Here is a 15,801-nt window from a genome sequence, read left to right as displayed (position 1 = left end):
AAATGACATTTTCTTTATATTTATTTTAAATTTTAGCCTTTTCTGAATCAAAAGGCTAAAATGGTGGATTAATTGAGCTTTTCAAACATTCTTTGGGTAAAAATTGTTAATTTTGCGTGATTTTTTAAGAAAACCATTTTATAAAAAGATGCTTTTAAGCGAACAAGAAATACTCAGAAGGCAAAAAAGAGAAGAATTGATGAAGTTGGGCATAGAGCCCTATCCTGCGGATGGCTTCCTTACCAACACAAGTTTGAGAGATATCCTCAAGCATTGGAAACACAACAAGTTCGACTTTAAAGACGTGAGTGTAGCTGGTCGCTTGATGAGTTTTCGTATCATGGGTTCGGCTTCTTTTGCTGAAATCCAAGACGAAACTGCCAGAATACAACTGTATCTCAACAGAGACGAAATATGCCCTACCGAAGATAAAACGATGTACAATACAGTTTTCAAAAAACTGCTAGACATTGGTGATATAGTTGGCATCAACGGATTTGTTTTTGAAACACAAACTGGGGAGATTTCTATCCATGTGAAATCATTCAAACTACTCTCTAAATCACTTAAGCCACTTCCAGTGGTAAAACGTGATGAGGATGGTAAAATACATGATGGTTTTACAGACCCTGAACAGAGATTTCGTCAGCGTTATGTTGACCTTATCGTAAATCCAGAAAACCGCGACATTTTCATAAAAAGAGCCAAAATAATCAGCACTATGCGTCAAGTATTTGACGACAAGGGATGGTTAGAGGTTGAAACTCCTATTTTACAGCCCATTCATGGAGGTGCTGCGGCAAGGCCATTTAAAACACACCACAATACGCTAGATATGCCCTTATTTATGCGTATCGCCAACGAATTGTATCTCAAAAGATTGATTGTTGGAGGTTTTGATGGTGTCTATGAGTTTGGCAAGATGTTTAGAAACGAAGGTATGGACCGCACGCACAACCCTGAGTTTACAGCCTTAGAATTCTATGTAGCGTATAAGGATTACCACTGGATGATGGAATTCACAGAGCAGCTTTTCGAAAAAGTAGCTTTTGCGGTACATGAAGACACCAAATTCCCTTTTGGAGATAATATCATAGATTTCCAAGGACCTTTCCAACGTCTTTCAATCATAGAAGCCATAGAGAAACATACTGGCGTGAATGTTGATGCTTCAACAGAAGAAGAACTTCGCCAAAAATGCAAAGAGTGGGGCATGGAAATTGACGACACTATGGGCAAAGCAAAATTGATTGATGAGATTTTTGGCGAAAAAGTAGAAGAACATCTTATTCAGCCAACTTTTATCATCGACTACCCAGTAGAAATGTCGCCCCTTACCAAAAAACACAGAAGTAAAGCCGGCTTAGTAGAGCGTTTTGAATTGTTTATAAACGGCAAAGAAGTAGCCAATGCCTACTCTGAGTTAAATGACCCTATTGATCAAAGAGAGCGTTTTGAAGAACAATTGAAATTAGCCGAGCGAGGAGATGAAGAAGCCATGGCTTTAGACGAGGACTTTATTAGAGCTTTGGAATATGGTATGCCACCAACGGCAGGTATTGGCATCGGTATTGACCGATTAACGATGATGTTGACCAATAATGCCAGCATACAAGAGGTATTATTCTTCCCACAAATGCGACCTGAGAAAAAAGTTGAAATAGCTACCACTGAAGATTATGTAGCAGCTGGTGTGCCTGCGGTTTGGGTACCTGCTTTACAAAAAATGGGCTTTTATACCATTCCGGCTTTGAAAGAAGCCAATCCAAACAAAGTTTTCAATGACCTTGGCGGTATGCGTAAAAAACTAAAAATAGATGAAAAAATGCCAAGCAAAGAAGAAGTAGAAGCTTGGATAGCATAAAATCAAAAAAGCCCGATAAGCATCGGGCTTTTTTTATAAAAAAATAAATTTAGACCTATTAAATACCGTGCTTTTTTGCAAAGAGAAATAACTCTGATAGGCTGGAAATTCCCAATTTCAAATAAATGTTTTTTCTGTGTGTTTTGATAGTGTGATAACTCAAGACCAATTCTTTAGAAATTTGCTCATTATCAAATCCTTTGGCCAATAAGCCAATAACTTGAAGTTCTCTTGAGCTCAGATTGAAGTTGTTCCTTATAAACTTATTTTCTGAATTTTGCTCTAAAATCAATCCCCAATTCCAAATTTTATCTTCCATGATCAACTTAATGGCAGACTTGAGCGACTGCGTACCAATATCCTTTGATAAATATGCATCAAAACCTAACGATTGTGCTTGTTGAATAAATGCTGGATGATTATGCATACTTATAATAATTATTTTTAAAAGAGGCTTTTTTTCTTTCAACATCTTACCTATTTCTAGGCCGTTAGAGCCATTAAGGTTTATATCAAGCAGGATTAGATGAGGGTCTTTCAGCATCACACTTTCATATATACTATTGACATCATTTTCAAAAAAAACTTTTTCAACAAAATCGAAACCTTGAAGAATGCCAATTAAACCTTCCAAAAATAACTGATGATCATCAATGACCATTATCTTTAATTTCATAAACCAGACAATTCAACGGTCAATTGAGAACCATTTGACCCTTTATCAATATTTAAAATACCATTAAGATATTCAACTCTCAACCTAATATTTTTTAAACCCATTCCATCTTTATCTGAAACCTTCCACCTACCATTGTCTGAAACAATTAAGTTTAATTCCTTCTCAAAGAAATTAATAGAAACTTCGGCATTGGATGCCCCTGAATGTTTCACGATGTTCTGAAGTGCCTCTGAGGCAATTCGGTATAGATTAACTTCTATTTGATGAGAAAGTTTTGAAGATTTTCCGGAATGATAGAAATCAACCCTCAAATTTGAGTAAGTAAAAGAATTACACAATTGTTCCAAAGAATTGACCAAGCCTAAACGCTGTAATTCGGCTGGGGCAAGGTTATGTGATACTCTTCTTAAAGTTTGATTTGTATCCTTTACAATTTCAAAAACCTTAAGCAATTCATTAAAATAGCGGGCTTGATTATTTATCCCAGAAATAACATCTTCAAGTTTACGCTTAACAGTTGATAAACTTCCCCCAAGTTCGTCGTGTAGGTTCATAGCAATCTGATTACGTTCATTTTCAAGAGCTTCAACGATTTCTGAAGTAAACTTTTTCTCTTTTGCTTTAAAATAAAAACGAAGCTGAATAGCTAAAGCGAATAGCATAAGAATATTCTCAGCAAGAAAAGCCAATCCAAAAATAAGAGTATAGTTTTGGTTTTTGGGTAAAACTCCCAAACTAGATAAACTCCAGAATATCAATGCAAAGAAAATAGGTGACTGTGCCAGTGCGTATGAATTAGTACCTCTAATCCGATGTTTTTTACCGAAATAAATACATAAACACACCAGGACAAATAAAGTTAAACCTGAGATATTAAGATGGATTTGAAATTCATTATTGTTTGACAAATTTTTATAAAAAATCAAAGCAATAACAATAGTGATAACAATTATCAATGAATAAAGCCTATAAAACCCAATTATTAGTGAATTACCTTTTTGTTGGATATTGAAAAAACGAATTGTAAAACTTCCATAAATCAAGAATATTAACAATTGGTACAAAGAGGCAGCATACTGATCAATCAAATAATTGGGAACATCTTCATTAAAAAAATAATGTAAAACTTCGGTGGCAGAGAAATAAAAAAGAACGAAAAATAATTGATAAAGTGCGTAATATAGAAAAAGCCTTTGCTTAGAAAGAAAATAAAAGCTTGTCACAAAGAAGAAACCTAAAACGAAAATCCCAAGTAAAATCCCTGTTTGAAGCATCAGTTTTTTAGAATATATAGCCTCATAATATGCTGAATCATATAAAGTGGGGACCAAATGCCAAGAACCCCAGTTTTTCACCACCTTGAAATAAAATATTTCTTTCGAACGTGGTTTTAAAATAAATTCAAATGTCGGGTTTATGTCAGGGTAAGGTCTTTCATTAAAATTCTGAGTCCATTTGAAACGGTCTAAAAAAACTAAAGAGTCTGATATTACTTTATAGAAATTAACAGTATCTGTAAACGATTTCCTAAACTGTAGAATCAAGCTCTTTGGTTTATTTGTATTGTTTTTAACTTCAAATTTTCCCCAAATAGGAAATTCATTAAACCCCATGTTGAGTGTTGGGCTTTTCAATTCTTTAAACAATTCATTGCTGACAATATTGGAGGAAGTTAAGACTTTTGAACTATCCACAAAAACCATTAAGCCCCCTTCGAGCGTAGACATTTTAAATCCACCATTAATTTTAACAACATTTTGGGCTTTTAAAGCCATTATTGTCCCAAAAACAAAACACAATACAATAAAAAAAAAACGATTTGAAAATTTTATAAAATACACAATTCTGTAAAGTTCTAATTAATTACTTAATCTAGTAAAAATACCCCTAGTGGGGTATTTTCCTCACTTTTGAAGTCTTTAAATTTGTGGCAAATGAAACCCATGAAAAGTACCTATTTAACCAAAAGAAAAATACTTCAATATTTATTGAATACCTATTCAATAATCAAATTCTAATCAAATTTTAATAGTACAATTTAAATAAAAGTTAAAACTTCAAAACATCTATAAAAACCGATCTATGAAAAGAAAATTACAAATTATTTTTTTCTTAAATATCTCATTTATAATGGGATACACCCCAACATATTCACAAATAACGCTATTACCTGATTCTATCCATTACGGTAACAATGCGAAGGGAAACGGCTTAAAATCAATATCCTTTGGATTAAATACCAGAGCAACTGGCAATTATGCTACAGCCCTAGGTAATGGTAGTTTATCTTCTGGCCAAACTTCATTCAGTAGTGGTACCGATTCGAAATCTACTGGAATTGGCTCCGTTGCTCTAGGCAACCGAAACGAAGCCTCTGGAAATGCCTCTGCAGCTGTCAATTTTGAAACCAAAGCAATCGGCAATGGAGCTTTTGCCTCTGGAGACTCTACTTTTGCGATAGGAAATATTTCCTTTACCCAAGGTTATCGAACCCGGGCAGTGGGAGCTGCTGCTTTTGCCATGGGTGATTCTACTGTAGCTCAGGCAAATGTTACTTTGACTCAAGGGTTTAAAACTCGAGCAAATGGTATAGCCTCTATAGCTACAGGAAGTGAAAGCATTTCAAATGGTATAGGTAGCATTGCTTTAGGTAGAAGGTCCATTACAGAAAACTCTTGGGCACTAAGTGGAGGTTATTTTTCAAGAGCATCTGGTTTTGCATCATTGAGTTTTGGAGACTCTACATTGGCTTCGGGTCGTGCATCTGTTGCTATGGGTGATTCTACAAGTGCTTCAGGTATTAACTCAACCGCTTTGGGACACAGAACTAGGGCTGAAGGTGAAAACTCCTTTGCAGCCGGATTTCGAAGTAGAGCAACTGGTATTGAATCTCTTGCATTTGGAAATGAAAGTATTTCTATCGGAAATAATTCCTTAAGCATCGGCCTTAAAACTAGAGCTACGGGTCAAGGCAGTGTTGCCTTAGGTAATTTTGGAGAGGCTTCAGGAAATGGCTCAGCAGCACTTAACTTTGAGACCAAAGCCATTGGTAATGGCTCATTTTCTACAGGCGACTCCACATTTGCAATTGGTAATATTTCGTTTACACAAGGCTATAGATCTAGAGCCGTTGGAATTGCGGCTTTGGCAACTGGTGATTCTACTGTTGCTCAAGGAAATGTCACGTTCACACAAGGATTTAAAACTAGAGCAAATGGCATTGTGTCAATCGCAACGGGAAGCGAAACCACCGCAAATGGTTTCGGAAGTTTCAGTTTAGGACGGAAAACAATTGCGGAGAATTCCTATGCATTGAGTGGCGGCTACTATTCTAGGGCATCGGGATTTGCATCATTAAGTTATGGTGACTCCACTACGGCCTCTGGTCGGGCTGCTGTGGCATTGGGAGATTCTACAAGAGCAATTGCAGCGAATTCCCTAGCCATAGGAAACAGAACAATTGCCCAAGGTCCAAATTCCCTTTCATCGGGATATAAAAGCCATGCCATTGGTAATGAAGCCGTTGCGATCGGAAACAATGCGTTTTCAAATGGAATCGTGGCATTTGCAATGGGGTCTTTTGTTACTGCTGGTGCCAACAAATCTTTTGCTTTAGGCAGTGCGGTGAACATGCAGCACGAAGGTTCCTTTGGGTTTGGTGATGATGTTTTATCGGCTAGTACTTTGACTTCCTCAGCAATCAATCAATTCTCTGCTCGCTTTAGGGGCGGATACCAATTATTTACAAACGCAAATAATACCATAGGTGTTAGCTTGGCCAGCGGTGGCAACAGTTGGGCGACGATTTCAGACAGCACCAAAAAAGAAAATTTCATATCGGCACCAAAAGATATTCTCGAAAAAATAGCGAACATGAAAATAGGGACATGGAATTATAAAACACAAGACAAAAGCATAAGGCACTGGGGGCCAATGGCTCAAGAGTTTTATTCCAACTTTGGAAACGACAGATTAGGAGTAATTGGAAACGACACAACCATTGCCTCTGCAGACATAGATGGAGTTATGATGGCCGCCATTAAAGAACTTATCCTGGAGAATAAAACACTCCAGAAAAAGAACGAGCAACTGGAGGCCAAACTAGAACAAATAGCTGATTTGCTGATTGAAAAAAACAAAGTAAGTGCAAGAAATTAAGACATTTATAGCCATGAAATTTTTATCATTACAATTTGAAGATTTATCTGCAAAACATTAAAAGCAAAACTGCCTAAACAAAAAAATCAGCGATTCCATTGGGGTCGCTGATTTTTTTATACTGCAAAATTGATTTTTTTTATCTCTTTCCAAAAAACTTCTTAGGCTTTTTATTTTCTGATGTTGAACTTCCACCGCCACTATGCGGCGATCGACCTCCGCCACCTTGTACGTTGGGCTTTCTGAAATTATTGTTCTGAGGTCTTCTGTGCTCTGACTTTGAAGGTGCTAATTCTTCCTCTTCAGTAGGTTCGTAGCCCGTCATGGTTTCTCTAACAAACTTTTGACCTAGCAATTTTTCTATTCCTCTTAGAAAATCATATTCCTCATTACAAACCAAAGAAACTGCCTCGCCAGTAGCCCCTGCCCTACCTGTACGGCCTATACGGTGTACATAATCCTCAGGAACATTCGGCAGTTCATAGTTGACCACATGTGGCAAAAGCGGAATATCCAAACCTCTTGCAGCAATATCTGTAGCCACCAAAACCTGAATTTCTCCTTTCTTGAAATCGTCCAATGCCTTTGTTCTAGCACCTTGCGACTTATTACCATGGATTGCGGCCGAAGTTATATCTGATTTTTGGAGTTTTTCTGTGAGCTTATTGGCTCCATGTTTGGTTCTAGTAAAAACCAAAACCTGCTCCCAATTGCCCTCTTTGATCATTTTAACCAACATAGAAGGCTTTCTACCCTTGTCAGCTAAAATAACTCTTTGATCTATTTTTTCTACCGTCGTATTTTCTGGAGAGGCCTCCACCATTTCTGGATCATGTAAAATACCGGCAGCCAATTGCTTGATTTCCAATGAAAATGTGGCAGAAAACAAAAGATTCTGACGACGCTCAGGAACCAAAGCCAAAACTCGTTTGATGTCTTTTGCAAAACCCATATCGAGCATTCTATCGGCTTCGTCTAAAACCAAAATCTCAACATTGGCCAGTGAAAGAGCTCTTTGTCCATGCAAATCCAATAATCGGCCAGGTGTGGCTACCAATATATCTACTCCGTTTTTCAAGGTTGAAATCTGCGGATTGATATTTACACCTCCAAAAACCACCGTAGATTTTATATCTAAATAAACACTGTATTCTCTGATGTTATCATATATCTGAGCCGCTAATTCTCTTGTTGGGGTAAGAATTAATGACCTAATTTTTCTTCGTCCTTGGTTAGGCGTAGCAGACAAAATCTGTAAAATTGGTAAAGTAAAACCTGCTGTTTTACCAGTACCTGTTTGGGCAGAAGCCAAAATATCTTTTCTATCTAAAACAAGTGGGATGGCTTTTTCTTGAATTGGTGAAGGGGTGATATAACCTTTTTCTTTTACTGCTTGCAGTATCGGACTGGAGAGTCCTAAATTTTCGAATGACATAAATTGGTATTTTGAAATACCAGTTTCGGTACTTCGATTAAAACGCAAAGGTACGGCTAAATATTCAGATTGTGGTCATGTGAAGCTTTTACGGTTTCTTTACCACCCCAGTAAATCAAAAAAAGCCATCAAAAGATGGCTATAAAATCAAATTTCTTCAAGTCAAAAACTATACCCTAACTATCTCAGCACCAATGGCATTTAGGCGGGCGTCGATATTTTGGTAACCTCTATCAATCTGTTCAATGTTATCAATAATACTCGTTCCATCAGCAGAAAGAGCAGCAATCAACAAGGCAACTCCGGCACGAATATCTGGAGAGGTCATTCTGATCCCTCTGAGATTATATTGTCTATCCAAGCCAATAACTGTGGCTCTGTGTGGGTCACAAAGTATAATCTGAGCACCCATATCTATCAATTTATCCGTAAAGAACAATCTGGATTCAAACATTTTTTGGTGAATCAATACAGTACCTTTTGCTTGAATGGCCGTTACCAAAATAATTGAAATCAAGTCAGGTGTAAAACCTGGCCAAGGAGCATCATAAACCGTTAATATTGAGCCATCTATCAGCGTACTTATTTTATAATTGCTTTGAGCTGGAATATGAATATCATCTCCTCTGAATTCCATTTCAATACCTAACTTCCTGAAGGTATCCGGTATGATTCCAAGCTCAGGGATTCTACAGTTTTTAATGGTTATCTCTGAACCGGTCATGGCTGCTAAACCAATAAAACTTCCAATCTCAATCATGTCTGGCAACATCGTGTGTTCACATCCATGAAGTTCTTTTACGCCTTTGATGGTCAAAAGATTAGAACCCACACCGGATATTTTAGCACCCATACTGTTGAGCATTTTGCATAATTGCTGCAAATACGGCTCACAAGCTGCATTATATATGGTGGTAGTACCTTCGGTAAGTACAGCAGCCATCAAAACATTCGCAGTACCTGTTACAGAAATCTCTTCCATCCAAATGTAGGAGCCTTTCATTTTTGAACCATCAATAGAATAGAAAGAATCGCCTGGATCGTACGAAAATTCAGCCCCTAGTTTCTGAAAACCGATAAAATGCGTATCCAATGGCCTTCTACCTATTTTGTCACCGCCTGGTTTTGGAGCTTTTCCTCTTCCAAATCGACCCAACATAGGTCCAAGTAGCATCACAGAGCCTCTAAGTTCTGCGGCCTTATTTTTATATTCTTGCGTTTCGAAGTATTCAAACTTGACATCGTCAGCTTCGAATTTATACACACCCTCTCCCATTTTGCTACGCTTAACGCCCATGTCTTCTAGGAGTTCCATGAGTTTATTTACGTCTCTGATGTTTGGGATATTATGTATAATTACGGGCTCTTTGGTCAACAAAACAGCACACAATATCTGCAATGCTTCATTTTTTGCACCTTGGGGAACAAGCTCCCCTTTTAATTTTCTTCCTCCTGTTATTTTAAATGACGACATATCTATTATTGAGGTCTTCTTCTATTGTTATTATTGTTAAAACGGTTTTTGTTGTTGCCGTTATTATTGCCATTTCCTCCATTCGGGTTATTCGGCCTTTGATTGGGATTTCTATTAAATCCACCCATTTTGTTACCTTCACCAGCTGCACGTGGGTCTCTTCTTTCATTTCCTCTTTCTGGACGATTAGAGAAATTCTGATAAGAAGGTCTTGGTCTATTTCCGCTACCGTCCTTTGGATTGGCGTCGTCTATCATACCATTTGCAACCAAGAAATCTATCTCCGGTTTGAGCTTCCCTCCCGAAAGTTCCATGATTTGATTTAAACAAACTTGGGTTTCCACTGAGTCTTTGTTCCAGTTGAGAAAAAACGACTTCATCAATCTAACCAAATACGACACAAAAGCTTTTCTTTCATCGAAAGTTTCAGCCACTATGGCCTTCATTATCAACAATTCAAGATTTCTACCATAAAACTTATGCTTCAGTTTAGACTGACTATAAGGTATTTGCATGGGTTTTTTACCCAAAATCTCTTTGGGTGGTGGTGGAAATGGGCTATCGACATCTAGATCAAAGTTGGCCATGATGTACAAGTCGTCCCAAAGTTTTTTGCTGTAGTCTGCTCCATCTCTCATCTGCGGATGAATCTGACGCATGAGCTCTACCAAAATGTGGGCGTGCTTAGTTCTTTTTTCTTTTTCAGGAATAGATACGATTTGCTCGACCAGTTTCTGAACATTACTTCCGTATTCTTTCATATAAATATCCCGCGAGAGGATTTGGAATTTTCTTTAATATTAAACTAAAACAGGAAGAATCTAAAATTTCAAACTGTAGAATAGGTTTTTCAATTACAAATTTAATCAAAAATTGTTAAATCTAATAAAAATTAGAATCCCCATTAAATTTTATTAAATTACTAACGTTTTAGTTTGAAATGGTATTTTCAGCCGTTCCTACAATTTTATTTAGCTTTTTGTCGAATATCTATTTAATTGCATTTGTATTTTTACTATTAATCAATACATATTTTTTTCTATTAATCAATTTAAAAATCCTTTATGAAAAGACTAATCTACCATCTTGGCCTGCTGTTGTTGGTGTGCCAGGTGACATTCGCTCAACAGCTCAATCTCAAAGAAAAACTTCCGATGGACCCTTCGGTGAAAGTAGGTAAACTCAAAAATGGGCTTACTTATTATATCCGAAAAAACGTAGAACCTAAAAATCGTGCTCAACTGAGACTCGTTATTAAAGCTGGTTCTATTCTCGAAGACGATGATCAAAGAGGTTTGGCTCACTTTATGGAACACATGGATTTCAATGGCACAAAGAATTTCCCAAAAAATGAAATGGTGAATTTTTTGGAGAAAAACGGTATTCAGTTTGGTGCTGACCTTAACGCATACACCAGTTTTGATGAGACCGTTTACATGCTTCCTGTTCCAACAGACACCTTAGCCAAGCTCGATAAATTTATGATGGTATTGTCAGAATGGGCAGCATATGCCACCTTAGACCACGCCGAAATTGACAAAGAGCGTGGCGTAGTTTTGGAAGAGTCAAGACTCAGAAAAGGTGCACAGTCAAGAATTCAAGAGAAGCTTTTGCCTGTGATATTTAGGGGATCAAGATATGCACAAAGATTACCAATTGGCTTAGATGATATTATCCAAAATGCTCCATATGATGCAGTAAAGAGATTCCATAAAGATTGGTATAGACCTAACCTGCAAGCAGTGGTGGCCGTTGGAGATTTTGACCCTGCCCAAATGGAAGAAATGATTACCAAGTATTTTGGAGGAATCCAAAACCCTGCTAAACCAAAAGAAAGAGTAAAATACGAAGTTCCACTTAAAGGAGGCACAGAGGCTATCGTAATTACGGACAAAGAGCAACCCTACAATATGGTTCAATTGTATTATTTGCAACCCGAGAAAAAACAAATAACGGCTGAAAATAGAAGAGAAAACATAATGACCTCGCTTTTTAACAGCATGATTAGCCAACGTTTACAGGAATTAATGCAGAAAGCCGACCCACCTTATCAGTTTGGCTCGAGCAACTACTCGTCGTTTTTGGGTAATTTAGATGCACTTACTGTTTTTGCTGTAGCCAAAGGTGCGGATGTAGAAAAAGCTTTGAAAACTGTTTTAGATGAAAACGAGAGAGTTTCCAAATTTGGTTTTACGGAAAGTGAACTACAAAGAGCCAAAATGCAATACAAAAGCGGTGTTGAAAAACAATACAAAGAAAAAGACAAAACGGATTCGGAGAATTTCGTAGAAGAATTGGTGGGTTGTTTCTTAAACGATGTGGTCATGACCGACATTGAATATGACAACCAATTCATCAATCAGCATTTGGAAGGCATAAAGCTAGCAGAAATAAATGCACTTGTCAAAAAGCTCATCACCAAAGAAAACCGTGTTTTGGCATTGATTGGTTCTGAGAAAGACAAAGCCAGTTTACCCACAGAAGCACAATTGAAAGGCTGGCTAGACAATACAGGTTCAAAAATTACTGCTTATGTAGACGAAGCTGTGGCCACATCCTTGGTAGAGAAAAAGCCAAATCCAGGAAAAATAGTTTCTGAAAATAAAATTGAAGAAATTGGGGTAACTGAAATTGTATTTGAAAATGGTTTAAAAGTAAATTTAAAACCTACTGACTTCAAAAACGACGAGATAAAATTCAGAGGAAACAGTTGGGGTGGAAACTCACTTTACGAAGATGCCGACTTTATGAATGCGGCGTTTAGTTCTATGATAGCTTCAACCAGTGGAAATGGCAACTTAAAAGCCTCGGCTTTGTCTAAGTTTATGTCAGGAAAAGTGGCTCAAGTAAACGCCTCTGTGGGTGGTACTTCAGAAGCCATTTCGGGGTCGTCTTCAGTAAAAGACTTTGAAACTGCCCTTCAGATGGTTTATAACAGATTTACCAACAATAAATTAGACCCAGAAGCTGCCAAAGGAGCATTGGCCAACCAGAAAGACTTTATGCAGAACATGGAAAAAACGCCAACACCTGAAAAAGTCTTCAATGACAGTGTGCAAGTGGTAATGGGCAATGGTGCTTACCGTGCTCAACCCATGACATCCGAAAGAATGACCAAAGTAGATCCAGTAAAAGCCATGAAAATTTTCAGTGAAAGATTCAACAACGCCTCAGATTTTGAGTTTACGTTTGTTGGCAATTTTGATATCGAAAAAATCAAACCTTTGTTGGCAACCTACTTGGGAGGATTACCTGGAACACAGAAAAAAGAGACTTTCCGCGACCTCAACATAGTACCTCCGACTGGAAAAGTCTCTAAAATTGTGAAGAAAGGCACAGAGGATAAGGCTAGAGTTTTGTTGACTTATTCGGGAAAATATGCTCCAAATGAAGCTGAGGAACTACAAATAAGAGCCTTGGGAGACATTCTGAACATTAAACTAACCGAAAAACTTCGTGAAGAAGAAAGTGGCGTTTATTCACCATATGTCGGAGGAAGTACCAATAGAGTGCCCATGCCAAGATATATGTTCAGAATAGGTTATGGTTGTTCGCCAGCCAATGTTGAAAAGCTGATTGACATTACGTTGAAAGAAATAGAAAAAATCAAGGCCAACGGAGCAGATGCAGTGGATATTGAAAAGTTTGTATCAAAACAAAAACTCGATTTTCAGACTAATCTAAAAAATAACGATTTTTGGTTGGGTTCTTTGGCCGCAAAATATCAGAATGGAGACAGAGTAGTGACGATTCCAACAGAAGACAAACTACTTGATTTGCTGTCAGTTGAAAGTACAAAAGCCACGGCAAACAAATATCTAAGCGGCGAAGATTTCATCAGAATTGTTCTTTTGCCAGAAGATAAGTAAAAAGAGGATTCAGATAGTAAAGAAAAGGCTGCTCAGTTTATTGAGCAGCCTTTTTTATGATTTAAAAACTTCGCCTATTATTTCAAAGCACTCGTAACAGGCTGACCAATAGTACCGTTTGGCTCTAAAATCTTGAGTAACATCGCAATGGTTGGAGCTATATCAGAAATATACGTTCTGTTTAAATTCTCTCCTTTATTTATACCCCATCCGTAAAACAACAAAGGCACGTGGGTGTCATAGGCATACATCGTACCATGGGTAGTGCCTTTGGTATAACCTTGAAACCAAGCTGGTTCTACCAAAATCATCACTTCTCCACTTCTTTTTGGATTATAAATATTGGTGAGTTTGTCTCTAAAATAAGAAGGAACCTCGTTCACATCCCCTTCGGAAAGATTTATCACATTATAAACGCCATCAATCGCAGCAAATTCATTTTTCAAAACTGCTGTAACTTGGTCAATCGTGATGTTTTTCTGTCCCAACAAAACTTTATTTAGGTAAAACTGGTAGTTATCTGAATTGATAACATACTTACCTTCTCCAAACTTCGCAACTAAAGCAGCCTCCGCTTTTTTCTCCAATTCTCCTCCTAGAAAAAGGCCTGCTGGCACATTGTGTTTTTTTAAAAAAGCGGGAATTTCCGCCACTCCATGGTCTGCAGAAAGGAAAACTGTATAATTTCCTATTCCCAATTTTTTATCCAAATGAAGTAATATCTCTTCCATGTTTTTGTCCAATCTCAAGTAAACATCCTCTATTTCTTTTGATTGGGCTCCAAAAGCGTGGCCGGTATAATCAGGTGTTGAAAAACTTACCGTTAAGAAATCAGTCTCATTACCCATTCCCATTTTTTCAGAATCAATAGCAGCCAAAGCAAAGTTTTTGGTGAGTTCGTTGCCAAAATACGATTGGGCTAAACTGCCCATAGTAACTTTATGCGGGAAAACTGCTTTCGGTTCACCTGATATGGTGGCCTCATACGGTTGGTCATCGTCTTCGGTTTCTGTATAATTTGTCAAGGGCTGCAAGGGCTCCCACATTTTTGTGATATATTGTTGAGGCAGTTTTTTATCGTTGAAAGTCTTTACCCAGTCTGGTAAAGTTTTCTGATAATAGTCACTGGTGATCCAGTTGCCGCTACCAGCATCGTACCAATAGGCCAAACCTGTATGTCCAGCGGGTAAGATAGCTCCTCTGTCTTTAAAAGCAATTCCGATTACTTTTGATTTAAACTGCGTTGCTATTCGGAGTTGGTCAGTTATCGAGGTCACTTTCATGTTTCGAGGTGACATTTTACCTGCCGAAGCACTCCCTGTTCCAACTACGTTTACAGTAGAATCCGCAACGACATACATGCTTGCAGCCGTATTTTTCTCAAACCATTCGTTGCCCACAATACCGCTGATGGCAGGCGATGAACCGTTAAATATATGTGCATGACCTGGACCAGTAACAGTTGAGGCATAATGGTAATGATTGTTTCGACAGTTGTAGCCATCATTCATCATTCGTTTGAAACCACCAGCAGCGTATTTTGAGTAAAAACGATAGAGGTAATCGTAACGCATTTGATCCACTACTATACCGACCACCAATTTGGGTTTTTCTACTTTAGGTTTTTGTGAAAAAGCCATTGCCGAAAACAAAAGCAAAAAACTTAATAATTTTGTATTCATTTGTATTAATTTTCAACAAAAATAGGTTTTTATTTTAGACCCAAAAACAATTTAAGATTAAGTGTGTTTTAAAATAGATAAAATTAGATAATGGAGATAGCAATTAAAATAGGAATAGTTCTAGGAGTTTTTCTTTTGATGGAAGGTGTGGCTTGGTTTGCTCACAAATATATTATGCATGGTTTTGGCTGGACATGGCACGAAGACCACCACAATATGCACAAAGGTTTTTTTGAAAAAAACGATTATTACGCATTGGTTTTCACTCCAATAGCCATCTTTTGTATAGTTTTCGGAGATTTAAATGTGGAATATTGGTATCTCTTTCACATCGGTTTAGGCATTACTCTTTACGGGCTTTTCTATTTTATTTTCCACGATTTAATAGTACACCGAAGGCTAAAATTCAAGTTTGCAACTAAAAGTAAATACATGAAACGCATCATGTATGCCCACTATGTTCACCACAAAACGCACACCAAAGAGGGTGCAGAGGCTTTTGGTTTTCTGTATGCTCCAAAAAAATACGAAAAGAAATCTTAATTGTGATTTTTGGAAAAATTATTGGGTATTTCTGATAAATTCATCCTTGGTTTAGACTTCTTTGAGACGAATTTTAAAAAGCGGTTGTGTAAATAGT

Annotated in this window: 10 protein-coding genes; 4 read left to right on the top strand and 6 right to left on the bottom strand. The window is 37.4% G+C overall.

Annotated elements, in window-relative coordinates; all coding sequences use genetic code 11:
• The first annotated feature begins 148 nt into the window (after positions 1–148).
• Entirely contained in the window at positions 149–1,864 is a 1,716-nt protein-coding gene (gene lysS, locus EGI24_RS14980; RefSeq protein WP_255049283.1) for a lysine--tRNA ligase, read from the top strand.
• A 58-nt stretch (positions 1,865–1,922) separates the two neighbouring features.
• On the opposite strand, the gene EGI24_RS14975 is transcribed toward lysS, so the two are convergent.
• A complete protein-coding gene (locus EGI24_RS14975) occupies positions 1,923–2,540 on the bottom strand; it encodes a response regulator (RefSeq protein WP_255049282.1) in 618 nt (205 codons plus the stop codon).
• Positions 2,537–4,318: a 7TM-DISM domain-containing protein gene (locus tag EGI24_RS14970; protein ID WP_255049281.1), complete on the bottom strand. Its 1,782-nt coding sequence runs from the start codon at positions 4,316–4,318 to the stop codon at positions 2,537–2,539. Before EGI24_RS14970 ends, EGI24_RS14975 begins: the two co-directional genes overlap by 4 nt.
• A 307-nt stretch (positions 4,319–4,625) precedes the next feature.
• Between EGI24_RS14970 and EGI24_RS14965 the strand changes: the two genes are divergently transcribed.
• Complete coding sequence (locus EGI24_RS14965; RefSeq protein WP_255049280.1) at positions 4,626–6,701, top strand: tail fiber domain-containing protein; 2,076 nt, start codon at positions 4,626–4,628, stop codon at positions 6,699–6,701.
• 139 nt (positions 6,702–6,840) lie between these two features.
• Here the strand turns inward: EGI24_RS14965 and EGI24_RS14960 are convergent, their stop codons facing one another.
• From EGI24_RS14960 to EGI24_RS14950, 3 genes are all read right to left on the bottom strand, one after another.
• Positions 6,841–8,136, bottom strand: coding sequence for a DEAD/DEAH box helicase (locus EGI24_RS14960; RefSeq protein WP_255049279.1), 1,296 nt, complete (start codon positions 8,134–8,136; stop codon positions 6,841–6,843).
• 169 nt (positions 8,137–8,305) lie between these two features.
• Entirely contained in the window at positions 8,306–9,610 is a 1,305-nt protein-coding gene (gene murA, locus EGI24_RS14955; RefSeq protein WP_255049278.1) for a UDP-N-acetylglucosamine 1-carboxyvinyltransferase, read from the bottom strand.
• Between the two features lie 5 nt (positions 9,611–9,615).
• Complete coding sequence (locus tag EGI24_RS14950) at positions 9,616–10,371, bottom strand: DUF4290 domain-containing protein (RefSeq protein ID WP_255049277.1); 756 nt, start codon at positions 10,369–10,371, stop codon at positions 9,616–9,618.
• 303 nt (positions 10,372–10,674) lie between these two features.
• Here EGI24_RS14950 and EGI24_RS14945 point away from each other — a divergent pair, with 303 nt between their 5' ends.
• Positions 10,675–13,479 (top strand): pitrilysin family protein, encoded by a 2,805-nt coding sequence (locus tag EGI24_RS14945; RefSeq protein WP_255049276.1) that lies wholly within the window; start codon positions 10,675–10,677, stop codon positions 13,477–13,479.
• Between the two features lie 77 nt (positions 13,480–13,556).
• Here EGI24_RS14945 and pafA read toward each other — a convergent pair whose 3' ends face one another.
• The gene (gene pafA / locus EGI24_RS14940) at positions 13,557–15,161 is read right to left on the bottom strand and encodes an alkaline phosphatase PafA (RefSeq protein WP_255049275.1); all 1,605 of its coding nucleotides are present in this window, start codon (positions 15,159–15,161) and stop codon (positions 13,557–13,559) included.
• A 90-nt stretch (positions 15,162–15,251) separates the two neighbouring features.
• On the opposite strand from pafA, the gene EGI24_RS14935 reads away from it, so the two are divergent.
• The gene (locus EGI24_RS14935; protein ID WP_255049274.1) at positions 15,252–15,704 is read left to right on the top strand and encodes a beta-carotene hydroxylase; all 453 of its coding nucleotides are present in this window, start codon (positions 15,252–15,254) and stop codon (positions 15,702–15,704) included.
• Positions 15,705–15,801: the final 97 nt, after the last annotated feature.

This window comes from Lacihabitans sp. CS3-21, from assembly GCF_024343675.1.
Taxonomy (GTDB): Bacteria; Bacteroidota; Bacteroidia; order Cytophagales; family Spirosomataceae; genus Leadbetterella.
Note: the sequence above shows the minus strand (reverse complement) of the source record. Positions and strands in the feature narration are given on the sequence as shown.